19 protein-coding genes and 1 tRNA gene are annotated in these 24,608 nt (G+C 55.7%); 12 read left to right on the top strand and 8 right to left on the bottom strand.

The features are described 5' to 3' along the window. The first annotated feature begins 71 nt into the window (after positions 1-71). The 6 genes from WMO36_RS06810 to uriT all read left to right on the top strand — a co-directional run bounded on the left by WMO36_RS06810 (position 72) and on the right by uriT (position 6,779). Complete coding sequence (locus tag WMO36_RS06810) at positions 72-1,169, top strand: PfkB family carbohydrate kinase (RefSeq protein WP_099570822.1); 1,098 nt, start codon at positions 72-74, stop codon at positions 1,167-1,169. A 193-nt stretch (positions 1,170-1,362) separates the two neighbouring features. Then, on the top strand, positions 1,363-2,358 hold the full coding sequence (locus WMO36_RS06815) for a carbohydrate kinase family protein (RefSeq protein ID WP_271724576.1): 996 nt from the start codon (positions 1,363-1,365) through the stop codon (positions 2,356-2,358). Positions 2,359-2,411: 53 nt separating this feature from the next. Further along, complete coding sequence (locus WMO36_RS06820) at positions 2,412-3,107, top strand: phosphoribosylanthranilate isomerase (protein ID WP_099570820.1); 696 nt, start codon at positions 2,412-2,414, stop codon at positions 3,105-3,107. Positions 3,108-3,116: 9 nt separating this feature from the next. Further along, a complete protein-coding gene (locus WMO36_RS06825) occupies positions 3,117-4,274 on the top strand; it encodes an iron-containing alcohol dehydrogenase (protein WP_349077189.1) in 1,158 nt (385 codons plus the stop codon). A gap of 115 nt (positions 4,275-4,389) precedes the next feature. After that, positions 4,390-5,331, top strand: coding sequence for a uridine-preferring nucleoside hydrolase UriH (gene uriH, locus WMO36_RS06830; RefSeq protein WP_099570818.1), 942 nt, complete (start codon positions 4,390-4,392; stop codon positions 5,329-5,331). A gap of 32 nt (positions 5,332-5,363) precedes the next feature. Then, complete coding sequence (uriT, locus tag WMO36_RS06835; protein ID WP_302146984.1) at positions 5,364-6,779, top strand: uridine transporter UriT; 1,416 nt, start codon at positions 5,364-5,366, stop codon at positions 6,777-6,779. 156 nt (positions 6,780-6,935) lie between these two features. Here uriT and purD read toward each other — a convergent pair whose 3' ends face one another. The 3 genes from purD to purF form a co-directional block, all read right to left on the bottom strand. Next, complete coding sequence (purD, locus tag WMO36_RS06840; RefSeq protein ID WP_302146982.1) at positions 6,936-8,198, bottom strand: phosphoribosylamine--glycine ligase; 1,263 nt, start codon at positions 8,196-8,198, stop codon at positions 6,936-6,938. Positions 8,199-8,297: 99 nt separating this feature from the next. Then, on the bottom strand, positions 8,298-9,332 hold the full coding sequence (gene purM / locus WMO36_RS06845) for a phosphoribosylformylglycinamidine cyclo-ligase (RefSeq protein WP_144171016.1): 1,035 nt from the start codon (positions 9,330-9,332) through the stop codon (positions 8,298-8,300). An 18-nt stretch (positions 9,333-9,350) separates the two neighbouring features. Then, entirely contained in the window at positions 9,351-10,865 is a 1,515-nt protein-coding gene (gene purF / locus WMO36_RS06850) for an amidophosphoribosyltransferase (protein ID WP_302146981.1), read from the bottom strand. Positions 10,866-11,127: 262 nt separating this feature from the next. Here purF and WMO36_RS06855 point away from each other — a divergent pair, with 262 nt between their 5' ends. Next, positions 11,128-12,753 carry a Y-family DNA polymerase gene (locus WMO36_RS06855; protein ID WP_250779130.1) on the top strand — a complete coding sequence of 542 codons (1,626 nt, stop codon included), beginning with the start codon at positions 11,128-11,130 and terminating at the stop codon, positions 12,751-12,753. Next, positions 12,750-12,977 carry a hypothetical protein gene (locus WMO36_RS06860; protein WP_099570813.1) on the top strand — a complete coding sequence of 76 codons (228 nt, stop codon included), beginning with the start codon at positions 12,750-12,752 and terminating at the stop codon, positions 12,975-12,977. The genes WMO36_RS06855 and WMO36_RS06860 overlap by 4 nt, the downstream gene beginning before the upstream one ends. Before the next feature lie 120 nt (positions 12,978-13,097). On the opposite strand, the gene WMO36_RS06865 is transcribed toward WMO36_RS06860, so the two are convergent. From WMO36_RS06865 to purT, 3 genes are all read right to left on the bottom strand, one after another. Beyond that, entirely contained in the window at positions 13,098-16,832 is a 3,735-nt protein-coding gene (locus WMO36_RS06865) for a phosphoribosylformylglycinamidine synthase (protein WP_099595477.1), read from the bottom strand. A 108-nt stretch (positions 16,833-16,940) separates the two neighbouring features. Continuing rightward, positions 16,941-17,693 (bottom strand): phosphoribosylaminoimidazolesuccinocarboxamide synthase, encoded by a 753-nt coding sequence (purC, locus tag WMO36_RS06870; RefSeq protein ID WP_099570811.1) that lies wholly within the window; start codon positions 17,691-17,693, stop codon positions 16,941-16,943. Positions 17,694-17,862: 169 nt separating this feature from the next. Then, complete coding sequence (gene purT, locus WMO36_RS06875; protein ID WP_126016113.1) at positions 17,863-19,116, bottom strand: formate-dependent phosphoribosylglycinamide formyltransferase; 1,254 nt, start codon at positions 19,114-19,116, stop codon at positions 17,863-17,865. A 26-nt stretch (positions 19,117-19,142) separates the two neighbouring features. Between purT and WMO36_RS06880 the strand changes: the two genes are divergently transcribed. Further along, positions 19,143-20,321 (top strand): glycosyltransferase, encoded by a 1,179-nt coding sequence (locus tag WMO36_RS06880; RefSeq protein WP_126016115.1) that lies wholly within the window; start codon positions 19,143-19,145, stop codon positions 20,319-20,321. A 156-nt stretch (positions 20,322-20,477) separates the two neighbouring features. Here the strand turns inward: WMO36_RS06880 and WMO36_RS06885 are convergent, their stop codons facing one another. Next, on the bottom strand, positions 20,478-21,503 hold the full coding sequence (locus tag WMO36_RS06885) for a threonine aldolase family protein (protein WP_126016117.1): 1,026 nt from the start codon (positions 21,501-21,503) through the stop codon (positions 20,478-20,480). 111 nt (positions 21,504-21,614) lie between these two features. Next, positions 21,615-21,687 (bottom strand) — tRNA-His (locus WMO36_RS06890). Positions 21,688-21,964: 277 nt separating this feature from the next. On the opposite strand from WMO36_RS06890, the gene WMO36_RS06895 reads away from it, so the two are divergent. The 3 genes from WMO36_RS06895 (at position 21,965) to rpsG (ending at position 24,597) form a co-directional block, all read left to right on the top strand. Beyond that, positions 21,965-23,005: a bile acid:sodium symporter family protein gene (locus tag WMO36_RS06895; protein ID WP_033501328.1), complete on the top strand. Its 1,041-nt coding sequence runs from the start codon at positions 21,965-21,967 to the stop codon at positions 23,003-23,005. Positions 23,006-23,749: 744 nt separating this feature from the next. After that, positions 23,750-24,121: a 30S ribosomal protein S12 gene (rpsL, locus tag WMO36_RS06900; protein WP_003808601.1), complete on the top strand. Its 372-nt coding sequence runs from the start codon at positions 23,750-23,752 to the stop codon at positions 24,119-24,121. Positions 24,122-24,126: 5 nt separating this feature from the next. After that, positions 24,127-24,597: a 30S ribosomal protein S7 gene (gene rpsG / locus WMO36_RS06905; RefSeq protein WP_003836460.1), complete on the top strand. Its 471-nt coding sequence runs from the start codon at positions 24,127-24,129 to the stop codon at positions 24,595-24,597. Positions 24,598-24,608 lie beyond the last annotated feature (11 nt).

Consider the following 24,608-nt stretch of genomic DNA (forward strand, 5'->3'; position numbering starts at 1 on the left):
TTCCACATGGTCTCCTTGTGGGAGGGCGTTATGCTGGAATAAGAAATTCCGAAGCCAGGTGAGGAGACGAGATGACCGCAACTGACCGCGAGCAGCAGATTTTGGCGTGGATCAAACAGAATCCGCTGATTAGTCAGAATGAACTTGCGCAGTTGTGTGGCATCACCCGTTCAGGGGTGGCCGCACACATCTCCAACCTGATGAAAAAAGGGTACATCCAAGGCAAAGGGTATATCGTCACTCCGCCCAGCTATGTGGCTGTTGTTGGCGCCATCAATATAGACCATTACGGTGTCGCCACGCAGGATGTGGTTGGAGAAAGTTCCAACATGGGGCGCATTGTGTCATCCGTGGGTGGCATTGGTCACAATATCGCCTACAATCTGAACCGGCTTGGCGTGCCGAATTATTTGATTTCCGTCTATGGTGATGATGAGAACGGCGAACGCGTCAAGCGGGACGCGTATGCCAACGGCATTGACATCACGCATGCCAAGCAGATTTCCCATATGCCTACTTCCACCTTCTTGTCGGTTGTTTCCGCGCAGGGGCGTCAGATTGTGGGTCTTGATGATATGCAGATCAGTGCGGAAATCACCCCGGAATTTCTAGCGCAACGAGAGCAGACCATCGTCAATGCGGAAATGGTGGCGATTGATTCGAGCTTGCCGTCTGATGCCATCGCATGGGTTTGCGAAAAAACAAGTCGACCGATTTTCGTGTGCGTGGTTTCCGTTAATAAAGCGGCGCGAATCACGCCGGTGCTTGATCGCATCGACACTATGGTGCTTAATTCCACCGAAGCCAAATTCGTGTCGGGGATTGAGGTGCATGACGAGGCCAGTGCCAGAGATTGCGCCGAACATTTGCTGCGGTCCGGTGTGCGTAATGTGTTTCTTTTTGTGGATGATTCGGACATGCTGTACTGCTGCGAACATGAAAGCTTTTTCTGGTCTTTGCCGGGAAGGGCGGAGGAACGTCGATATACCAATGGTGGTGCGTCGGCGGCGTTGAGTGCGCTGGTGTGGGCGCGTCGTGAGCATAAAACACAGCAGGAATGCGCTAGATATGCGTCTGCGGCGGCTGCGATGAATATGTCTCAGGTGCAGTCGATTTGCGCTGATTTTTCTGAAGAAGCTGTGCGGCGCAAAGCTGATTTGCTGCAGTAACGCAGGTATGGCGGTCTTACATTTGTTTCTTTTGTAATCGCGAGACACGCGATTTTTCCATATGTTACATCGATGAAAAATAAGCAAAAGTTGACTGGCTTAAACTTTTGTTGTACTCTAAATTGAAGATAAAACGTTTCATCAAGGGTGTATCAAGGCAGATATATCCCCGAAAATGTAGGAGGCAATATCCATGGCGGATATGACTTCAGGAAATACTGTTCCTGACCGTTACGTTGTGGTCATCGGTGGCATGAACATGGACATCTGTGGTAGACCGACGAGCACCGTAGTGGACCGAGACTCGAATCCGGGCGTCGTCAGCATGTCCGCAGGTGGTGTCGGGCAGAACATCGCACAGAACATGGCTCATCTGGGCATGCCGACATACCTGATCACCGTCTATGGCGACGATGAAAACGGCAAGACCCTGGAACGTTCGTGCGCGGCCAATAATATCAATCTTGACTATGCCGCACAGCTGGAAGGACGCCGTTCTTCCACCTACATGTTCATCACCGACGATACCGGCGATCTGCTGGTGGCCGTCAACGACATGGAAATCTGCAAGGAAATCAATCCGGCATTCCTCGAATCTCGCCTCGACTTCATCAACGGTGCCGCCATCTGCCTGCTTGACGCCAATCTTGAACCGGAAACCATGGCATGGATTGGCGAACACGTCACCGCGCCACTGTTCGGAGATACCGTTTCCACAGTCAAGGCGCACCGTTTCGACGCGATCCTCAACAAGATGACCGTGCTCAAGCCGAATGATTTGGAAGCATCCGTACTCACCGGCATCGGTATCGCCGACCAGTATTCGGCAGGCGCCGCAGCGAAGACCTTGCTTGACAGGGGCGCGAAGAACGTATTCATTTCATTGGGTGCCAACGGAATCCTGTGTGCGAGACACGAAAACGACGAATACAGCTTCAAGCATGTGCCGCCATACCGTACCGAAATCGCCACGGCAAATGGTGCCGGAGATGCCGGCATGGCAGCCATCACCTGGAGCTTCTTCGATAACCCCGATCGAGATCTTGAAGAAGTCGGCAAAATCGCGCAGGCAGCATCCAGCATTGCGCTCGAATGCACAAAAGCAGTGCCCGATATCACCGTGGAACGCATACGTAAGAAGATGTCCGGCGAGATCGAGCCGTTGCTCGACGAAGTGCGTACCGCCTGAATTTTGCTACATCACACGTCCATCAACCCATACAAACACAAGGAGAACCGACAATGGTAGTCAAGCAGATCTATTCTCTGATCGAATACGATGAGGCCGTCAAAACCATGGAGGCTGGTGCCGACAACATTGGACTGGTGCCGATGCAGAATGGTGGCGTTCCGGCACATCGCGTGCCAATCGAACGCGTGCACCGCATTTTCGACGAATGCAAGCGTCGTGGCGTCACCTCCGTGGCCATCATGCTGACCAACGATCCCGACGAGATGATCGAGCTTGCCAGAGAAGTGCAGCCTGACATTCTGCATATCGCAGGCGATGGGTACGCCGCAGATGAAGCATTCGCGGCCCGACTTAAGGAAGCCGTGCCGAACACCAAGCTCATGCAGGCCGTGCTTGTTGACGATGAATCCGCCGTCGACCGTGCCAAGAAGTACGCAAAATACTGCGATTTCATCCTCACGGACTCCGGTCTGGCCCCCGACACCGGCATTGGTGCCAGCGGTCTGACCCACGACTGGAGCATTGACGCCCGTATTGTGGCCGAATGCGGCAAGCCGGTCATCATGGCTGGCGGTCTTGGACCAGACAATGTTGCCGAAGCCATCGAACAGTGCAAGCCGTATGGCGTGGACTCCCTGACGAAGACCAGCATCAAATACGACGGCGGCTACATGGAGAAAGACATCGACAAGGTTCGTCAATTCTGCATCAATGCCGACGCTGCGGCCGCAAAGATCGGACAGTGACCGATGGTTATGGAAGTCAAACTGCTGCAACCCGTCAAAGTGGTCTGCACTGACGATTTAGGGGAGACTCTGGTCGATATCATGCAGATCGCGGGCTACTCTCGTCCGCTGATGGTCACGGATTCCTTCGTCGGAAGCATGCCACTGGTCGTTGCCGCACGTACCAAGCTTGAACAGGCCGGTGTCGATGTGGCGGTATTCGACCAGGTCAAGCCCGACCCGCTTTGCGAAACCGTGGAATCCGGCGTCGAAGCATTCGAAGCACACAAGGCTGACAGCATCATCGCCATCGGCGGTGGCAGTTCCATGGATGTTGCCCGAGGCATCAACATCGTGCGTGTCAACGGCGGATCCATCATTGAATACACCGATCCAGCCAAGCCGATCGCACCATGCAACGGTATGATCGCAGTTCCGACCACCGCCGGCACCGGCAGCGAAATGTCCAATGCGCTGGTGGTCACCGAAGGATCCACCGGTCGTAAACTCGCGGTGCTTGCCGATCCGGCAGTCAGCGAATATGCCGTGCTGAACGCGGATCTCATGCTGACACTGCCCGCAAAAATGACCATCGCTTGCGGACTTGACGCATTCTGCCACGCCGCGGAAGGATACCTTTCCCGAATGGCAAGTCCGGTCACGGATGCCATCTGCGAAAAAGTGATGTTCCTGCTGTACAACTATCTACCGCGTGCTGTGGCAAACGGTCAGGATCGTGAAGCTAGGGAACGTGTGATGGTCGCATCGACGCTTGCAGGATGGATGCTGAACAATGCGGGAACCATTGCGGGGCATTCCATCGCACACGTGCTCGGAGCGAAATACCACATCGTGCACGGTGAAGCCGTTGGCTACGCGTTGCCGGCGGTTATGGAGTTCGTTGCTCCCGTACGTGCGCATAAGGTTCGTGAGATCGGTCAGATTCTAGGTGCGGTCTACCCGGAAAATGCGCCGGACGAGCAGGTTGCGATTATCGCAAGCAGAGCGTTCAAGGATTTCCGCGACCGCATGCTCGGTCTGCACCCTGTTGAGGATTACGGCATCAGCGTTGAAGAACTCGTTTCCAATGCGCAGGCCGTAGTTGACGAGCGTTTTGCAGGAAACACACCTCGTGACATCGATCTTCAGGCAGCCGAACAACTGCTCGAAGGTTTCGGAAGTCGCTGATATCAAAGGCCATTGCCGGCCTTGCAAAAAGTTGTGTGACCGATGAGCCGTAGTCAGTCAATCGTCGACCACCTCATTATCTGTTCAAAGTTGGAGTACATAAGGAGGAACCGTAATGTCCAAGAAAATCATCCTTGATTGCGATCCGGGACATGATGACGCCGTTGCCATCCTGCTTGCCGTGGGCAATCCCAATATCGATCTGCTGGGCGTCACCACGGTAGGTGGCAATCAGAGCCTTGATAAGGTGACCTACAACGCCCGTGCAGTGTTGGAAAAGGCGCATGCCACCGACGTGTCGGTGCATGCCGGATGTGACCGTCCGCTGGTACGCAAGCAGGAAGTGGCAGCTTCCATTCACGGCGAAACCGGTCTTGACGGCGTTGAACTGCCTGAACCCAGCCGTCCGCTGGAAGCCGGCCATGCCGTCAACTGGATTATCGACACCATTATGAGCAACGAGCCAGGCACCATCACTCTGGTGCCGACCGGACCGCTGACCAACATTGCCATGGCCGCCCGCATGGAGCCGCGCATTGTTGAACGTGTCAAGGAAGTCGTGCTTATGGGCGGCGGATACCATGTGGGCAACTGGAGTGCCGTGGCTGAGTTCAACATCAAGGTCGATCCGGAAGCCGCTCACATCGTGTTCAATGAAGCCTGGCCGATCACCATGGTCGGATTGGATCTGACGCATCAGGCACTGTGCACGCCCGAAGTGCAGCAGCGTATCGAAGGCGTTGGCACTGATCTCGCCAAGTTCGTGTCTGGTCTGATGGACTTCTTCCGCAAGACCTATCAAGACAATCAAGATTTCATCGATCCTCCAGTCCATGATCCGTGCACGGTGGCATACCTCATTGATCCGAGCGTCATGACCACCCGTCGTTGCCCGGTTGATGTCGAAATCCATGGAGATCTCACACTCGGCATGACCGTCGCCGACCTGCGAGGTCCAGAGCCGAGCGCCGAAGAATGCCACACCCAGGTTGCAGTCAAGCTTGATTTCAACAAATTCTGGGATTTGGTAACCGACGCAATCAAGACCATCGGCTGAAAGAAGAGAAAGATAAGCAAAGGGGTGCTCTAATGACAGAGACCAAAAACAGCAAAATGCTCGACGAAGGCGGCAAGTCCGTCGTCGCATTGATGGCAGCACTGATGGCAGCTATCTTCGCGTTCCAGCTCAACGCGTCCATGCTTTCGCCTGCATTGACGACCATGCGTGTTGAACTCAACACCACCGATGCGCAGATTGGCTTGACCCAGACGGTGTTCTTTACCTCGTGCGCAGTGTTCTCGCTGTTCCTGCCGCGACTCGGCGATTTGATCGGTCGCAAGAAAGTGCTGCTCGGCATTCTTGTGCTTACCGCTTTGGGCTGCGTGGTTTCCGCGCTCGCGGTCAACGTGCCGATGCTGATGATCGGTCGTGTGATTCAGGGTGTTGCCGGTCCGATTGTGCCGATGACGCTGATCATGCTGCACGCCAAGGTTACTGAAGATAAGAAGTACGCCAAGCTCATGGCTATTCTGACTTCCGTTAATGGTGGCATCGGCGGTGTCGACGCTATTCTTGGCGGTTGGCTTGCTGGCACATTCGGTTTCCGTTCCGTGTTCTGGGTCATGGTTGGCGTTGCGGTGCTTGCCATTGTGCTTGTGTTCGTGTATGCGGAAGAATCCACCGCTTCCGAGACTCCGAAGATGGATTGGGCTGGCGTGGTTTCCCTTGCCGCCGCATTCTTGGCCGCATATCTGGCCATCAACGAGATTCAGAAGCTGGGATCCGCCAATTGGGCGATGGTCGCTGTCGAAATCGTTATTGCAGCCGTGCTGTTCGTGGTGTTCTGGAATGTTGAGAAGCGTCAGAAGGCTCCGATGGTCACCACGCATTACCTCAAGCAGCGTCGTACTTGGGGTCTGCTGCTGACCACCCTGCTTACCATGACCGGCGTGTTCGCCATCATGAACGGTATCGTGCCTGCTCTCGCTCAGGATACCGAAGTCGGCGCTGGCATGAGCGCCAGCGTGGTATCGTTCGCCACCCTGACTCCGTATGCGTTGATCGGTCTTGCATTCGGTCCGGTCGCAGGCGTGCTCGCTTCGAAGTTCGGCTACCGTGCGGTGCTGCGTACTGGCTTGATCGTCTCTGTTGCGGGCGTGCTGTTCGGCATCTTCGTGTGCAACGTTCCGAGCATCTGGGCACTTGTGGTCATGTCTTTGGCTTTGGGTGTTTCCTACGCAGGTACTGCCAACATCATGCTGAACGGTCTGGGCATCGTGCTCTCTCCGGAAGACAATCCGGGCTATCTGCCTGGTCTGAACTCCGGTGCATTCAACCTGGGTGCCGGTCTGAGTTATGCAGTGCTGTACGCTGCTCAGAACGCGTTCACCGCATCCGGCGGTGCGACCAGCGGCTACATCGCAGCCATGGTTGGTGGTGTAGTTCTGCTCGGCCTCGCGTTCTGCGCATCCCTGCTCATTCCGAAGCCGGGAGAGCAGAAGTAATCAATATAAGCTTGCTTGTGTTGTGTGATTAAAAAACGGCGGTTTTGCAATCGGACTCCTCTCTGTCCGACCAACAAAACCGCCGTCCTTTTTATATATATGATTGCGATTGTATGGTTACAGAAATTTCTGATGGTATGCAATCGCTGGGTGCATTCAGCTGTTCAGTGCCTTGGCACCAATGTCGTGACGATAGAACATGCCCTTGGTGTCGAGCTTGTCGATAATCGCATACACCTTGTCTTGAGCGGCCTTGATGTCGGCTGCGGAAGTTTCCACCAGCAGCACGCGACCGGAATTGGCAACTAAGCCTTCTTCGCTGCGAGCCACACCCGCATAATACACGTGGGAATCCTCATCGACTGGAATCTCAGGAATCGTAGCGCCCTTGATTACATCGACCGGGTATCCATCGGCGGCAAGCACCACACCAAGCGTGGCGTTCTCATTGTCCCAAGTGAATTCCGGAGTCTCACCATTGAGCAGAGCACTGATGCCAGCGCCGAGATCAGACGTGAGCTTCGGCAGCACGACTTCCGTTTCCGGATCACCAAAACGAGCATTGAACTCGATGACCTTCGGACCGTCAGCGGTGGCAATCAAGCCAGCGTACAGAATGCCAGTAAACGGCGTTCCCTCATCAGCCATAGCCTGAACGGTCGGCTTCACAATGGTTTCAATAGCGGTATCAACCACATCCTGACCGATCTGCGGAACCGGGCTGTACGCACCCATGCCACCGGTGTTCGGACCCTTATCGCCATCATATGCGCGCTTATGATCCTGCGAAATCGGCATCGGCCAGAAATCAGTGCCGTTCACAAAGCTCATCAGAGAGAACTCCTGACCTTCCAGGAAGTCCTCGATAACGACCTTCGCGCCGGCGTTGCCGAAACGATGATCGACGAAAATATCTTCAAGAGCGGCAATGGCGGTTTCCTCATCCATGGCAACGGTCACACCCTTGCCAGCAGCCAAACCGTCAGCCTTAATCACAATCGGCGCGCCATGCTCACGCACATAAGCGGTGGAACGCTCCAAATCGTCGAACGTCTGATACTTTGCGGTCGGAATGCTGTGACGTTCCATCAGCTGCTTGGCAAAATCCTTGGAACCCTCAATCTGAGCGGCTGCCTTGCTAGGACCGAACGCCTTGATGCCGGCTCCCGCGAAATCGTCGACAATGCCCTCGATCAGCGGCACTTCCGGACCGACGAACACCCAGTCGTAGCCGTTGTTCTTTACGAAATCAATCAGTGCGGCATGGTTGGACGGGTTGATCTGCGTGGTGCGGATGCCGTCAAGTTCCATACCCGGATTGCCCGGAGCCACCGTGACTTCGCTGACGCTGCTGCCACGCATAAGCGCATGAGCGATGGCATGCTCGCGTGCGCCGGAACCAATGACCAGAACCTTCATGTTTCCTCCTGTTATGTCCCTTTTGGGAAAATCCTATGTTCAGGAAAGTCTTTGGAAATAAAAGGGGGTGGCCGTTATGGCTCACCCCCATATATGTATTTACTGCAGTTCGACGTCGCTATTGGTCTTCTTGACGATATTGCCGAGCACATAACCGGCTTCGCCATTGGACTTGAGCAATTCCATGGTCCTATCAGCATCTTCGGCGTTGACTGCCAGCACCATGCCAATACCCATGTTGAAGATGTTGAACATTTCCATATGATCGATTTCGCCGGCCTTCTCGAGCACATCGAAAATCGGCAGCACCGGCCAAGAGCCGAGATTGATGTGTGCAGCTAGGCCGTCCGGAATCATACGCGGAATGTTTTCGATGAAGCCGCCGCCGGTGATATGGGCGACACCCTTGACAACGCCGGCCTTGAACAGCGGAGAAAGGGCCTTTACGTAGATCTTCGTCGGGGTAAGGAGCACGTCGCCGAGCTTTTCACCATCGAGTTCGTCAAGCACGGTGTCGACCGTGTAGCCGGCCTTCTCGAACAGGGCCTTGCGCACCAGGGAGAAGCCATTGGAATGCACGCCAGTGGACGGCAGGCCAATGAGCACATCGCCTTCAGCGATGGTGGAGCCGTCCACGATTGCGGACTTCTCGGCAACGCCGACCGCGAAACCGGCCAGATCGTACTCGTCTTCGTCATACATGCCCGGCATTTCAGCGGTTTCGCCACCGATCAGACCGGAACCAGCCTGCACGCAGCCGTCGGCAACGCCAGCCACAACCTGCTCGAGCAGTGCCGGATCGTTCTTGCCGCAGGCGATGTAATCCAAGAAGAACAACGGTTCCGCGCCCTGAGCGGCAATGTCGTTGACGCACATGGCCACGCAGTCGATGCCGATGGTGTTGTGCTTGTTGGCCATCTTGGCAACGACCAGCTTGGTGCCGACGCCATCGGTGCCGGAAATCAGCACCGGCTCCTTGTATCCGAGGGAAGCCAGATCGAACAGACCGCCGAAGCCGCCGATACCGCCGACTACGCCCGGACGGTTGGTGCGCGCCACATGGGACTTGATGCGCTTGACGACTTCGTAACCGGCTTCGACGCTTACGCCGGCTTCCTCATAAGCTTTTGGCATATCAAACCTTTCTCGGGTTCAGTGTTCTTCTTGGGATGAAGTAGTGGTGTATTCGTTGCCCTCGTACTTGCTCTTATACAAGGCGAATTCAGGCAGACGCACGCGATCTTCAGGAGTGAGGGACTTCAAAAAGTCACTTTCGTAATCGTCGAGTGCGGTCGGGTAGTCGCCATTGAAGTAGGCCACGCACAGACCGCCGTACGGGGCGTCCGCTCCTAAACCAATGGAATCGACCAAGCCGTCAAGCGAAAGGAAGGCCAGGGAATCGGCGCCGATGAAATCGCGAATTTCTTCAACGGACTTCTCTGCGGCGATCAGCTCCTTGGTGGTGGAAATATCAATGCCATAGAAGCACGGGTACTTCAGCGGCGGCGAGCTGATACGCATGTGCACTTCGGCGGCGCCAGCTTCCTTCAGCAGCTGTACGATACGCTTGGACGTGGTACCACGCACGATGGAATCGTCGATAACGATCACTCGTTTGCCCTTAACCACGCCACGCACGGCGGAAAGCTTCATACGCACACCCTGTTCGCGCAGCTCCTGCGTAGGCTGAATGAAGGTTCGGGCCACATACTGGTTCTTGATCAAGCCCATTTCGTTTGGCAAGCCTGCCGCTTCCGCATAGCCCGAAGCCGCGGAAAGGGAGGAGTTCGGCACGCCGATGACCATATCGGCCTCAACCGGCGACTCCTGCGCGAGACGGGCTCCCATACGCTTACGGGCGGAATGCACGTTCACGCCGTAAATGTCGGAATCAGGACGTGCGAAGTAGATGAATTCCATCGAGCAGATGGCCAACTGGGTCTGATTGGTGTACTGCACGATCTTGTAACCGTGATCGTCGATAACCACGATTTCACCCGGGCGAATATTGCGCACCAATTCAGCGCCAACAACATCGAGCGCGCAGGTTTCGGAAGCGAGTACATAAGCGCCGTTCTTCATCTTGCCGAGGGAAAGCGGGCGGAAACCATTCGGATCAAGTGCGCCGATCATGGCGTCTTCGGTCATGATCAGGTAGGCGAAACCGCCGTGCACGGTGTTGAGCGCTTCCTTGAGCTTGTCCATGAACGTGCGCTGGGTGGAGCGACGCAGCAGATGCATCAACACTTCGGTGTCGGAATTGGAGTGGAAAATCGCCCCTTCGTCTTCCAGCTTACGCCTCAAAGTCGGGCAATTCGTCAGATTGCCGTTATGGCACAGAGCCATATCGCCGTCATGGAAGCGGAAGATGAATGGCTGGATGTTGTCGGTGCCGCCTGAACCGGCAGTGGCGTAGCGCACGTGGCCGATCGCCTTGTCTCCTTTCAGGCGTTCGATTTCGCGTTCGTCGCCGAACACTTGGGTCAACAGACCCGTTCCGCGATGACCGATGAGATGACCGTTATCGTTCGAGACAATGCCGGCGCCTTCCTGACCACGATGCTGCAACGCGTGCAGACCGAAGTAGGTGAGTCGGGCGGCGTCCGGGTGGCCCCAAACGCCGAAAATACCGCATTCCTCGTGGATGTCTTCGAGTTCAGCTGACAAGCCAAAGCTCCTTCCAAAACCATGGAGACAAGGGATTCGCTACCGTTCAACCCTACCAACCGGAGGCTACAATTGGCGGTTTTCGTGGAGTCCTTAGGGGCACTTGGCATGTCGGGTGTGTCGAACAATTGTTCGAACTCTCTGATATGCTGAATGCAGGAAAATACAGTGCGGTGCATCGGCGATGCTTTGTCGGTGCTTTGCGAGGCGAAGTGCTCGTTGACGTTTCAAGATGGAGCCAAATCATGGAAGGAGTCTGAAGATGGCCGAACGTACCTATATCGCTATCGATCTGAAATCCTTCTATGCGTCTTCGGAATGTGCGGAACTCGGATTCGACCCTCTATCCACGCATCTGGTAGTGGCCGACCAATCGCGCACCGACAAAACCATCTGTCTTGCCGTGTCGCCATCGCTCAAAGCATATGGACTGCCGGGGCGGGCGAGACTGTTCGAAGTCAAAGCGAAGCTTAAAGAAGTCAATGCTGCACGGCGGGCGGCGGCACCGGGCGGTGTGCTGAGAGGTGAATCGTATGATGCGAAAGCGCTCGCAGCTAATCCGAATCTGGCTGCCGGCGTGTATATAGCCAAGCCTCGAATGTCGCATTATCTCAACATCAGTGCGAAAATCTACAGCATATATTTAAGGTACGTATCCGAAGCTGACATTCATGTCTATTCGATAGATGAAGTATTCATGGATGTTACCGGGTATTTGCGGGCTTACGGCAAAAGCGCGCATGATATGGCCCGTGAAATGATCCAGCAGATTCTTCGGGAGACGGGCATCACCGCAACGGCCGGTATCGGTACGAATATGTATTTGGCGAAAGTGGCTATGGACGTGGTCGCCAAGCATATTCCCGCGGATAAGGATGGCGTGCGTATCGCGCAATTGGATGAGATGTCGTATCGTCGGCTGTTATGGGCGCACAGGCCGTTGACTGATTTCTGGCGTGTGGGACGAGGGTATGCGAAGAAGCTCGAAGCCCAAGGTCTAATGACAATGGGCGATATAGCCCGATGTTCCATAGGCCGTGCCGACGAGTATTACAACGAGGGCCTGCTGTACAAGATGTTCGGTGTGAACGCCGAGCTGCTTATCGACCATGCGTGGGGTTGGGAACCTTGCACGATCGCCGACATCAAAGCGTATAAGCCAGCTGGTCATAGTATGAGTTCGGGGCAGGTGCTTACGGGCGCGGTCGGTTTTGACTCGGCGCGGCTGATTGTGAGAGAAATGGCGGACACCTTGTCTTTGGATTTGGTTGCCAAAGGTGTGAAGGCCGGCCATATGGGGTTGGTGGTCGGTTACGATACCGCCAGTCTTGATCCAAAGCGGCTAGGGGAGTGTGGCACTCCGGAATTGAAGGCGATGGCTGAGCGAGCTATTGCCGAATATAGCGGTCCCGTAACTCTTGATAGGTATGGTCGGCGTGTGCCCAAGCCGGCTACAGGGTCGATTGGTCTGGGCGACCATACGTCATCCACCACGCGCATATGCGATGCGGTTGACGAATTGTTCTGCAGAATCGTCGATCATCGGCTGTTGGTACGTCGATTGAATGTGGTTGCTTCTGATTTGCAAACGGTCGAACAGCTGGCTGAGCGGAATGCTGCGGCGAATTACGTTCAGCCCGATCTGTTTTCGGATATGCAGGAAGTCTCCAATGATGGCAATTATAAAGGTAGCGACAATAGCGGCACACAATCTTCCCATGCTGAAGATGCGCATGGTATCAATGAGGTTTCCGAACAGCACGTTCAGCAGACGATTCTTGACATCAAACGCAAGTTCGGCAAAAACGCCGTCATTAAAGGGATGGACATGTTCGCTGATGCCACAGGTCAACAGCGCAACCGGCAGATTGGAGGTCATGCAGCATGAGTTTGCAGCAAACCGACCGTTACGATGACATCATCAACTTGCCTCATCATCGCTCGTGCACGCGCCCGCACATGAGCATGCACAACCGTGCCGCGCAATTCATGCCTTTCGCCGCTCTCACCGGCTACGACGACATCATCAAACAAACCGCCACCCATTCGAACGAAGCAGTGGAACGCGCCAACACCCCCGTCAATCTCGACGAAGGCTACCTCTCCGCCTAACATGTGTCGGAGACCAGAAAAGAGGCTGTTTGGTTTGATTAGGGAGGAATCCCGATCAAACCAAACAGCCTCTGTATGTTCGAATCTACGTCAGAACGCTTTTATGGATGCGGTCGCGGATCAGGCGGTGAAGTATTCCACGCCGGCTGTGAACAGCGGCTGATCCTTTTCGCCCGGAACGTTCTTGAATGTGCCGTTGCTGTAGCGTTCCGAATGGCCCATCTTGCCGAACACGCGGCCGTCTGGGCTGGTGATGCCTTCAATGGCCAGCAGCGAACCGTTCGGGTTCACGTCCAGATCCATGCCAGGCACGCCGGCTTCGTCTACATACTGCGTGGCGATCTGGCCGTTGGTTTTGAGCTGCGCAAGCACGTCATCGGAAGCCACGAAACGGCCTTCACCATGGGAAATGGCGATGGTGTGCATGTCTCCAACGGAAGTCTTGGAAAGCCACGGAGACAGGTTCGACGCGACACGGGTGCGCACCAAGCGGCTCTGGTGGCGGCCGATGGTGTTGAACGTCAGCGTCGGGCATTCTGCAGTCATCGGCACGATATCGCCGTACGGCACCAAGCCGAGCTTGATCAGAGCCTGGAAACCATTGCAGATGCCGAGCATCAAGCCATCGCGGTTGTTCAACAGGTCACGCACCGCTTCGGTGACGGCAGGAGCGCGGAAGAACGCGGTGATGAACTTGGCGGAGCCATCAGGCTCGTCGCCGCCGGAGAAGCCGCCCGGAATCATAATGATCTGGCTCTTCTTGATCTCCTCAACCAGCGCTTGGGTGGATTCGGCAACGGCAGCCGGAGTGAGATTGTTCACGATCAACGTGCTCACATCGGCACCGGCACGCTCGAACGCGGCAGCGGAATCGTATTCGCAGTTGTTGCCAGGGAACACGGGGATGATCACATGCGGCTTGGCAATGCCGGTACCGGTGTAGACGGTCTTCTTCGGAGCGTCGAAGGAAACAGCCTCAACGGTCTTGCCCTTCTCATCGCCCTTGGAACGGTACGGGAACACTGACTCGATGCCACCCTCCCAGGCATCCTGCAATTCAGCCAAATCCAACGTCTCGCCAGCAGCAACGAAATCGTAAGCTTCGGTGGTCTTACCAATCTCACCGATCTCAACCAGATTCGACACTGACGGAAGCTTGGCGCCATCAGCCAATTCCACAATGAAGGAGCCGTAAGCAGGAGCAAACAGATCATCCACGGAAATCTTGGAATCAAGAGCCACGCCAATCTGGTTGCCGACGGTCATCTTGAACATAGCCTCGGCAGTAGCGCCATAACCCGGAGTGGACACGGCCAGAGCATCACCGAAATCAGTCAGCTCCTCAACCACAGAGAACGTCTCAAGCAGCGCATCCTTGTCAGGAGTCAAACCGTCAGCGAGATAACGCGGAGCGATACGAACCACACGATGGCCGGCACCCTTGAATTCCGGCGAAGTGGCACGCTTCATATTGCCCACGGCCACGGCGAAGGAAATCAGCGTCGGCGGCACATCAAGCTGCTCGAACGTGCCGGACATGGAATCCTTACCGCCGATCGCGCCGGCACCAAGATCAACCTGAGCCATCAGCGCGCCAAGCACGGCGGCCATCGGCTTGCCCCAACGGGTCGGCTCATCGCGAAGCTTCTCGAAATACTCCTGGAAGCTCAGGTACGCCTTCTCATGCTCGAAGCCGGCAGCAACCAGCTTCGACAGCGATTCAACCACAGACAGGTAAGCGCCGGTGAACTGGTTCTTCTCCATAATGAACGGGTTGAAGCCCCAAGCCATCGCGGACGCGGTAGTGGTTTCGCCGAACACCGGAAGCTTGGCAACCATGGCCATATTCGGGGTCAGCTGCTTCTTGCCGCCGAACGGCATGAGTACGGTACCTGCACCGATAGTGGAATCGAAACGCTCGGAAAGACCCTTATTGGAAGCCACGTTCAGATCGGTGAGCATGGCATGCATACGGTCAGACAGGGAACCGGAAACCCACGGAGTGGTGTAGGACTGCTGCGCTTCGACGTGGGCCACTTGATGCTTCGGGGCACCGTTGGAAGCGAGGAATTCACGAGACAGATCAACGATCGCGTCGCCGTTCCACACCATAGTCATGCGCGGATCTTCGGTTACGGTCGCGATGACTTCAGCCTCGAGATTCTCTTCCTTGGCGTAGCCGAGGAACTCGTCGACGTCTTCGGCTGCAACGTCCACGGCCATACGTTCCTGCGATTCGGAAATCGCAAGTTCCGTGCCGTCCAAGCCCTCGTACTTTTTCGAAACCTTGTTGAGATCGACATACAGGCCGTCAGCGAGCTCACCAACAGCAACGGAAACGCCGCCAGCACCGAAATCGTTGCAACGCTTGATCAAACGGCATGCGTCACCGCGACGGAACAGACGTTGCAACTTACGCTCGACAGGAGCGTTGCCCTTCTGCACTTCGGCACCGTCAAGCTCCAGAGACTCAACATTGTGAGCCTTGGACGAGCCGGTGGCACCACCAATGCCGTCACGTCCGGTACGGCCGCCGAGCAGAATGATCTTGTCGCCCGGAGCGGGGGTTTCGCGGCGCACATGATCTGCCGGAGTCGCGGCCACAACCGCACCGACCTCCATACGCTTGGCCACATAGCCCGGGTGATAGATCTCGTCGACCTGACCGGTGGCAAGACCAATCTGGTTGCCGTATGAAGAATAGCCGGCGGCTGCGGTAGTGACCAGCTTGCGCTGGGGGAGTTTGCCCTCGAGGGTTTCGGAAACAGGAACGGTCGGATCGGCGGCACCGGTCACACGCATGGCCTGATACACGTAGGAACGGCCGGAAAGCGGGTCGCGGATGCAGCCGCCGATGCAGGTTGCCGCACCGCCGAACGGTTCGATTTCCGTCGGATGGTTGTGGGTTTCGTTCTTGAACAGGAACAGCCAATCCTCATCATGGCCATTCACATCAACCTTTACCTTGACGGTGCAGGCGTTGATTTCTTCGGATTCATCAAGATTCTTCAGAATGCCGTTCTTCTTGAGCCACTTCGCGCCGATGGTGCCCATATCCATGAGGCATACAGGCTTTTCGTCGCGGCCAAGCTCGTGACGCATCTCAAGATACTTATTGAACGCGGCCTGCACGGTCGCGTCATCGATCTGCACATCATCAAGTTGTGTGCCGAACGTGGTGTGACGGCAATGATCGGACCAATACGTGTCGATCACCTTGATTTCCGTGATCGTCGGATCACGCTGTTCCTCGGTGAAGTAAGCACGGCAGAACTGCAGATCAGCCAAATCCATGGCCAGGCCACGATCGACGATGAACTGCTCGAGATCGGCGTCGCTCATGGTGCGGAAGCCTTCGATGACCTCCACCTTGCCCGGTACCGGCACCTGCGTTTTCAACGTGGTCTTGGTTTCCAGCGAAGCTTCGCGCGCCTCGACCGGGTTGATCACATAATGCTTGATGGCGGCGATATCGGCGTCGCTCAGCTCGCCTTCAAGCGCATACACTTTGGCGGAACGAACAGTCGGACGCTCTCCCTGGGAGATCAGCTGAATGCATTCGCTGGCGGAATCCGCACGCTGGTCGAACTGGCCGGGCAGATACTCCACAGCAAACACAATATCAGAACCGAAATCAGGCAAATCGGCGGAAACATTATCGACCTGCGGCTCACTGAACACGGTAGGGGTAGCCTGTGCGAACAGTTCCTCGCTAATGCCTTCCACGTCATAACGATTGACGAGACGCACATTCTTCAGCGATGCGATGCCAAGAATGGTCTTCAGCTCGTTGGTGAGCTGCCTGGCCTCGACATCAAAACCCTGCTTCTTTTCCACGTACACGCGAAAAACCATGGTTGACTCCTTGAAAGAGGGGCTTGGTGAGATTGATAAAAGTAAGATTTTCAAAAACGATGAAGCCCGCATCCGAGTTTGTACTGCAGATGCGGGCTATCGCAAGTATTATTCGGCTACTTCAATGCCTTCGGACTTGGCGAGTTCGGCCAAACGGCTTTCGATTTCTTCGTAGGCCGGGATGATGTCGCCCAGGTCGCGGCGGAACAGATCCTTGTCGAGATGCTCCACCTTGCCGGAATGATCACGCTGATCCCACAGACGGCAGGAATCCGGGGTAATCTCGTCGGCGAGCAGCAGAGTGCCGTCGGAAGTGCGACCCATTTCGATCTTGAAGTCCACAAGCTTGACATCGATCTTGGCAAAGATCTCGATCAGGGCCTCATTGATGCGGCGGGCGAGCGGAGCAATCTCAGCCAGATCCTCACGGGTGCACACGCCCAACGCAACCAGATCGTCATCGTTCACGAACGGATCGTGCAGATCGTCGTTCTTCAGGAAGTACTCCAGCACCGGCTCCTTGAGCTCGATGCCCTCTTCCACGCCCAAGCGAGAGCAGAAGTGTCCGGCGGCGGTGTTACGCAGCACGATCTCGAGCGGGAACATGGTGACCTTCTTGACCAGCTGGGAGGTTTCGCCCACGCGGGCCACCAGATGGCTGTCGATACCACGCTTCTTGAGCAGATCGAAGATCAGCGTGGTGATGAGGTTGTTCAGCCTGCCCTTGCCGGCGAAGTCTTCCTTCTTTTCGCCGTCACCTGCGGTAGCGGAGTTCTTGTATTCGACCCAGAGTACTTCCGGATCTTCAGTTGCGTACAGTTGCTTGGCTTTGCCCTCGTAGAGCTTTTCCAACTTCTCCATTACTCGCCTTTCCTGGTGTTTGGGAGGTAGATAGTTTGGTGAACTTGATGGTTAACAAGATACCAACGGGAGGCTACAATCGGCGCGTTCCCGGCCGAGTTGTGAAAGCCTCCCGTGCGACTTCCGTACAAAGATTCTATCGTGGAATCACATTGAGGTTGAAATAGGGTCAGATGACTGCAATATCAAGTGACCGTGCGACCTGTGCGGCTTTGTTGCGTGCGTCGCTTTCGTCGCTTCCAAGAGCCAAGGCGACTGCCATGCGGCGATGGCCGTGCACTTCCGGCTTGGCGAAGATACGCAGGTCGGTGCCCGGCTCAGCCAATGCCGCACCGACATTGCGGAATTCAGCCTCGCCGTCGCCTTCCACCACAATCGCATGGCTGGCTGCAACCGAACCTTCCGGAATCGACAGCGCGACATGATCTTGCGTGATCGGAAGTCCAAGAATCGCGCGCGCATGCAGGGCGAACTCGCTCAACCGTTGGGAAGCCATCGTCACCATGCCCGTGTCGTGCGGGCGCGGCGAAACCTCATTGAACAATACGGAACCGTCGGTCAATACAAACAATTCCACGCCGAATACACCCCAACCATGTTCGCCAGAAGCCTTGGCCTTGCCCACCAAGCCTTCCACCGCACGGCGTGCGATCTGCTGCGACTGCTCAAGCACTTGTGGAGTGGAGGAAGCAGGCTGCCAGGATTCGCGATAATCACCATTTTCCTGACGCTGTCCGATCGGAGCGCAGGTCACGATACCGGCGCTGGAGCTGACGGTCAGCACGGTCAGTTCGTAATCCAATGGAGCCAACGCTTCTACAATCACTCGGGAAACGTCACCCTCGTCGTGCGCGCGACGACCTTCCTGTGCCTCAACCCAAGCCGCGTCAATCGCATCGGCGGAACGAACCACGGACTGGCCATGACCGGAAGAACTCATAATCGGCTTGACCACGCACGGGTAGCCAACCGTTTCTGCCCCAGCGCGAAGCTCTTCCAGCGAGCCTGCGAAGCGGTACGGGGTGGTCGGCAAACCCAATTCCTCATGCGCGAGCACGCGCAAACGTTCGCGATCCATGCAAATGGATGCGATTTCGGCGCTAGGTACCACTTGGGCGCCACGTTCGGCCGCGGCAGCCAGTTCGCTGGTGGCGATCGCTTCGACTTCCGGAACAATGATGTCCGGCTGAATTTCGTCGAACAATGTTCGCAACTGTTCGGCATTGGCCATGTCGAGCACACGGTATTCGTGCGCCACCTGCTGTGCCGGAGCGCCCTCATAGGAATCGGCCGCACATACCCATGCGCCAAGCCTCATCAATTCAATGGTGACTTCCTTGCCTAGCTCGCCGGAGCCAAGAAATAGAACACGAGTCGGATGCTTACCAAGCGGAGTGCCCAAGGCATGATTCTCTTCAGTCATGTCTTCTATTGTGCCATCGGCGTAGGATGGAGTGCATGTCTGAGACGGAACAGGAAGAAACGCAACGCCCCCTGACCATCGCCATGGTGGTCGACACGTCGGGAAACCGAGGCAATGGCACTTCGAATTCGGCATTGCAATGGGCGGAGGAATTGAAACGGCAAGGCCATACGGTCAGACTCGTAGGCATTGGTGCGCCTGAATACCCGGCGCGAGTCAACCATGTGCCTCTGGTCAGTTGGGTGGCGAAGCAGCAGCAGATGCAGTTCGCCGAGCCGAGCGACACGCTGTTCAGAACCGCGTTTCAAGGAGTGGACGTGGTGCATATCTACACCCCGTTCCGTTTCGGTCAACATGCTTGCAAAGTCGCCAAACAGATGGGAATCGCGGTTACTGCGGGCTATCATGTGCAGCCGGAGAACATCACGTATTCGGCGGGCCCGCTGAAATATATTCCGGGTATCGACTCGTTTATCTACTGGCTGTTCAATCTGTGGCTGTATCGCAAAATCGACCATGTGCATGTGCCCACCGAACTTGGCGCAAGTCTGCTGCGTTCCCACGGATACAAAGCGAAACTGCACGTGATTTCCAACGGATACGAAGCGCGATTCACTCCGAAAACGCAGCGCGATGCAGGGAAGTCCGCGCCGGTTCCGTTCCATATCGTTGCTTCCGGACGATTGACGAACGAAAAGAATCATGTTGCGTTGATTCAGGCGATCGCGCGTTGCAGGCATGCGCAAGATATTGAATTGACGATTGCCGGCACTGGTCCTCTAAAAAAGAAATTGCAGCGACTTGCGTCACGCTTGCTTTCCAGACCGGCGTCGATTGGATTTCATAAGAACGCAGAAATGCCGGCTTTGCTGCGTTCCAGCAATCTGCTGGTGCATCCTTCGATTGCCGATCTTGAGTCGGTGAGTGTGATCGAGGGTATGGCTGCCGGCTTGGTTCCTGTGATCGCCTCGTCGCCGTTGAGTGCGGCAGGCCAGTTTGCGTTGCGGGATGAGTCGCTGTTCCCCGTTGACGATGTGGAATCGTTGGCGAGACGTATCGATTGGTGGATCGACCACCCCGACGAATTGTCGAAATGGGGCGAAGTCTACGCCGAGCACACCAAGGAATATTATTCAGTGGAGGCGTCCGTGCATAAGTTCATTGCGATGGAACGCGAGGCAATCTCTGACAATATCAGCAAATGAAGTAATGCGTAATATGCGTAATACGCGGCGTAAATGAAGCCACGTATGCGATTAATGGCTGTTGTGTAAACAAAAGAGGCGTGGGATGCAAGTCCCGCGCCTCTTATTGTTCGTTTTTTTGAGAATTAGTCTATGCCTATTCTCATCGGCGATGCGCTACAGCAGTGCGATCAGCTGCTCAACCTGCTTGTCGGTGGTGGCCCAGCTGGTGCAGATGCGCATCACCGTGTGCGTGTTGTCGGCCTTTTCCATGAAGCCGAGGCGTACGTTGCGCTGTAAACGTTCGGACGTCTCGTTGTCAAGCGTGATGAAGATCTGGTTGGTCGGCGCGTCAAAGGTGAGCGTATAGCCGCGTTCCACGAGCACTTTGCGAATGCGGTCGGCCGCGTCATTGGCATGACGTGCGATTCTGCAGTACAAGTTGTCGGTGAACAGCGTGTCGAATTGCACGCCCAGCAGCCAGCCCTTGGCGAGCAAAGCTCCATGCTGCTTGACAAGCGTCACGAAGTTCTTCGGCATGTTGCCATGCGTGAACACCACCGCTTCGCCGAACATGGCACCCACCTTGGTGCCACCGATGTAGAACACGTCCGCGATGCGTGCGATGTCTTCAAGCGTCACGTCGTTGCCGGTTGCGGTCAGCGCGTAGCCGAGTCGTGCGCCGTCGATGAACAATGGCATGTCGTACTTCGTGCAGATCTTGCGGATCGCCTCGAGTTCGGCGAGCGTGTAGAGCGTGCCATATTCGGTGGACTGTGAAATGTACACGCATCCGGGGAACACCATGTGCGTGTAGTTGCCGTCCGCGTAGAACGTGGCGCAGTACTCGTCGAGTTCGGTCGCATCGATTTTGCCGTCATGGTGGGGGAGCGTCAGCACCTTGTGTCCGGTGAATTCGATGGCGCCCGCCTCGTGCACGTTCACATGGCCGGTACTTGCCGCGACCACGCCGGCATACTGCGGTGTGATGGAGTCGATGATGGTCTGATTGGTCTGCGTGCCACCTACCAGGAAGAAGATCTGAGCGTCGGGGCAGGAACATGCCTCACGAATCTTGGTTTTCGCGCTTTCGCAGATGCTGTCATTGCCGTAACCCGGATATTGGTTCTGCGCGATCTGTTCGATGTGTTCGATGATTTCCGGTGTTGCCGTACAGGAATAGTCGTTTTCAAAAGACAGCATGATGCGCTCCTTGTATCTGACTTATGCTGATGACTTGCGATCGGCGGTTTGCTGTATTCAAGCCGTCTGGATAACAAAAAACCTCGGAATTTCTTCCGAGGTCTCTATCGGGGTGGCTAACGCGGCTCGAACGCGCGACCTTCTGAACCACAATCAGATGCTCTACCAACTGAGCTATAGCCACCATGTTCTCGCTTCATGTAGAAGCGCAACAGGTGAAAACTATACACGATTTTCCCGATATGTCTACATCGGCGTGTTGCGCGTGCCTGTCGTTGGCTTGCACTGCGGAACGTTCATTATGTGAACGGCATGCTACGCAAAGCAGAAACTCACGCGTACCTTGTAGTCGCTGCATGCGGGAGGGTGTGCGGTAACGGCGGTGCGAGCCGTCTCGGAGTATTTTCGGCGTATGTGGATCATCGGCCGAAAAGCTGTGAAGTGTGAAGGAAGAGATATTCATGCAGAAGGTCAAAGCGTTTGGTGATTGGCTTACCAAGTGGTTCACCGCGATTGTGATTGTGTGGGCCGTGTTTAACTATTTCGTGCCGCAGGCAAGCTTGTGGGGCAAGTCCTATACCGGTTATTTCCTGGGTATCGTGCTGTTCGGTATGGGTCTTACCTTGACCCTCGACGATTTCAAGCGCATTCTCACCCAGCCTCTGATGGTCATCGTCGGCACCGTGGCCCACTTCGTCATCATGCCGTTGGTGGCTGTGCTGCTGTGCTGGATTTTCCGTCTTGATGGTGCGCTCGCCGTCGGTGTGATTCTGGTCGGCTGCTGCCCGTCCGGAACCTCGTCCAACGTGATGAGCTATCTGAGCCGTGGCGATGTGGCGCTGGATGTGTCCATCGGCATTCTGTCCACGCTGTGCGCGCCGTTCATGATTCCGCTGTTGATGCAGTGGCTCGCTTCCCAGTATGTGTCGGTTCCGGTGGAATCCCTGTTCCTCAATGCGGTTAAGGTGGTGCTGTTCCCGATCGCTCTTGGCGTGATCTGCCATGCCATTTTCGGCGAGAAGATCGAGAAGATCACGGTCGCTCTGCCGATCGTGTCCCAGGTGGCCATTCTGCTTATCATCGGCGTGGTCGTCGCGGCCAACGGTCCGAAGCTGTTCGTGGCTTCCTCGCTGCTTGCCATTCCGGTGGTCATTCTGCACAACCTGTGCGGATATGCGCTGGGCTTCGGCTTCTCCAAGCTCATGTACAAGGTGTATCCGAAGGGCTTCCGTTATGCGCAACAGAAGGCCATCACCTTCGAGGTCGGCATGCAGGATTCCGCGTTGGGGGCGACTTTGGCACTGACGTCGTTCGCGTCCAATCCGTTGGCCGCGGTGCCGTCCACGTTCTTCAGCGTTTGGCACAACATTTCCGGCTCCGTGCTGTCCAGCTGGTGGCGTGAGCATGATGACAGGCATCAGATTCATCCTGATTCCGACAATGGCGAGAAGGGCTCGGCTGCGAAGGCCCGTGAAGACGCCGTCGAAACGGCCAACGGCTGACATTCGTCAGTAGATTTCGTCGTTATATTGCGCATTCCCTGAATCTTTCAAAATGATTCAGGGAATGTTCTATTTTGAGTGGTGTAAACGTGTCATTGTGATGTTTTGTTACATTACGCTGATGTAGACAAAATGATTGAAATTATTGGGATTTAAGGGCGTTTTCACCTGTATTTTTTGTTCGTTTTAAGGTATACTGTAACCGAAGGCCGGAGTTGTGGATCAGTCGAGGATTCGTCAGGTCGCAACGAAGCGTCTATGGCCGCGAGGTTCATGCGCAACGCCTTTAAGATATAACTGAACAATAGCGATTCGAGATGGCGGCGATGGGGTAGTACGGCGAACGCGCCGGGCCGCAAATGCAAAACAGACAACGAGACTGAAGAGTGCGCGCAAGGCGGCGCGTGGCAAAGAAGTGGGAACCTCCTTCCCAGACGGATGGCCCCGGATTCGAAAGGATTCGGGGCCATCCCTTTTGCGACTTGCGACACGGCATGTTGGAATGTCTCGGGAATCCGTATAATAGTAATTCGTGTGTGCCAACGGCATGCCTTATGTAACAGGCGTGCGGGTTGGGATATCCCGGAACTCGATTGCATCACGCGCAGCAATGCGGCGGTGAGAGAGGGATGGGCCATCGGGCCGGTGGACTGTGGCTATCTTCACGATTCAGATGCGTGGAGTGTGGGTGCAGTGCGGCGGTCACACGAAAGCAAGAGAAACCACTGAATCGGAGAATTCAAGTTGCCTACTATTGAACAGCTCGTCCGTAAGGGACGTCAGGCAAAGCCGAAGAAGTCCAAGACTTTGGCACTGAAGGGAAGCCCGCTGCGCCGCGGCGTGTGCACCCGTGTTTACACCACCACCCCGAAGAAGCCGAACTCGGCACTGCGTAAGGTCGCTCGTGTGCGCCTGAGCTCCGGTGTGGAAGTCACCGCTTACATCCCGGGCGAAGGCCACAACCTGCAGGAGCACTCCATTGTGCTCGTGCGCGGCGGCCGTGTCAAGGATCTGCCGGGTGTTCGTTACCACATCGTTCGTGGCGCCCTCGATACCCAGGGTGTGAAGGATCGCAAGCAGGGTCGTTCCCTGTACGGAGCAAAGAAGGCGAAGTAAGAGATATGTCACGTAAAGGACCTTCCAAGAAGCATCAGCTGCTGCCGGATCCGATCTACGGTTCCACCGTTGTGGCACAGCTCATCAACAAGATTCTGCTCGACGGCAAGAAGTCGATCGCTGAAGATATCGTCTACTCCGCTCTCGATATGGTCAAGGAAAAGACCGATCAGGAGCCGGTGGCAGTGCTTAAGCGCGCTCTCGACAACATCCGTCCGTCCCTCGAGGTTCGCTCCCGCCGCGTCGGTGGCGCTACCTACCAGGTTCCGGTCGAAGTGAAGCCGGCTCGTGCGAACACCCTGTCCCTGCGCTGGCTGACCGACTTCTCCCGCGCCCGTCGTGAGAAGACCATGGCTGAGCGTCTGGCCAACGAAATCCTCGATGCCTCCAATGGCCTTGGTGCTTCTGTCAAGCGTCGCGAGGATACTCATAAGATGGCAGAGGCCAACAAGGCCTTCGCTCATTACCGCTGGTAATTAGTCGAGAA

Source organism: Bifidobacterium hominis, from assembly GCF_040095915.1.
Lineage (GTDB): Bacteria > Actinomycetota > Actinomycetes > Actinomycetales > Bifidobacteriaceae > Bifidobacterium > Bifidobacterium hominis.

What these genes read in the sequence shown, in the direction of transcription:
- WMO36_RS06810 (WP_099570822.1), top strand. Translation starts at nt 72, where the DNA reads ATGACCGCAACTGACCGCGAGCAGCAGATTTTGGCGTGGATCAAACAG.
- WMO36_RS06815 (WP_271724576.1), top strand. Translation starts at nt 1,363, where the DNA reads ATGGCGGATATGACTTCAGGAAATACTGTTCCTGACCGTTACGTTGTG.
- WMO36_RS06820 (WP_099570820.1), top strand. Translation starts at nt 2,412, where the DNA reads ATGGTAGTCAAGCAGATCTATTCTCTGATCGAATACGATGAGGCCGTC.
- WMO36_RS06825 (WP_349077189.1), top strand. Translation starts at nt 3,117, where the DNA reads ATGGAAGTCAAACTGCTGCAACCCGTCAAAGTGGTCTGCACTGACGAT.
- uriH (WP_099570818.1), top strand. Translation starts at nt 4,390, where the DNA reads ATGTCCAAGAAAATCATCCTTGATTGCGATCCGGGACATGATGACGCC.
- uriT (WP_302146984.1), top strand. Translation starts at nt 5,364, where the DNA reads ATGACAGAGACCAAAAACAGCAAAATGCTCGACGAAGGCGGCAAGTCC.
- purD (WP_302146982.1), bottom strand. Translation starts at nt 8,198, where the DNA reads ATGAAGGTTCTGGTCATTGGTTCCGGCGCACGCGAGCATGCCATCGCT.
- purM (WP_144171016.1), bottom strand. Translation starts at nt 9,332, where the DNA reads ATGCCAAAAGCTTATGAGGAAGCCGGCGTAAGCGTCGAAGCCGGTTAC.
- WMO36_RS06855 (WP_250779130.1), top strand. Translation starts at nt 11,128, where the DNA reads ATGGCCGAACGTACCTATATCGCTATCGATCTGAAATCCTTCTATGCG.
- WMO36_RS06860 (WP_099570813.1), top strand. Translation starts at nt 12,750, where the DNA reads ATGAGTTTGCAGCAAACCGACCGTTACGATGACATCATCAACTTGCCT.
- WMO36_RS06865 (WP_099595477.1), bottom strand. Translation starts at nt 16,832, where the DNA reads ATGGTTTTTCGCGTGTACGTGGAAAAGAAGCAGGGTTTTGATGTCGAG.
- purC (WP_099570811.1), bottom strand. Translation starts at nt 17,693, where the DNA reads ATGGAGAAGTTGGAAAAGCTCTACGAGGGCAAAGCCAAGCAACTGTAC.
- purT (WP_126016113.1), bottom strand. Translation starts at nt 19,116, where the DNA reads ATGACTGAAGAGAATCATGCCTTGGGCACTCCGCTTGGTAAGCATCCG.
- WMO36_RS06880 (WP_126016115.1), top strand. Translation starts at nt 19,143, where the DNA reads ATGGAGTGCATGTCTGAGACGGAACAGGAAGAAACGCAACGCCCCCTG.
- WMO36_RS06885 (WP_126016117.1), bottom strand. Translation starts at nt 21,503, where the DNA reads ATGCTGTCTTTTGAAAACGACTATTCCTGTACGGCAACACCGGAAATC.
- WMO36_RS06895 (WP_033501328.1), top strand. Translation starts at nt 21,965, where the DNA reads ATGCAGAAGGTCAAAGCGTTTGGTGATTGGCTTACCAAGTGGTTCACC.
- rpsG (WP_003836460.1), top strand. Translation starts at nt 24,127, where the DNA reads ATGTCACGTAAAGGACCTTCCAAGAAGCATCAGCTGCTGCCGGATCCG.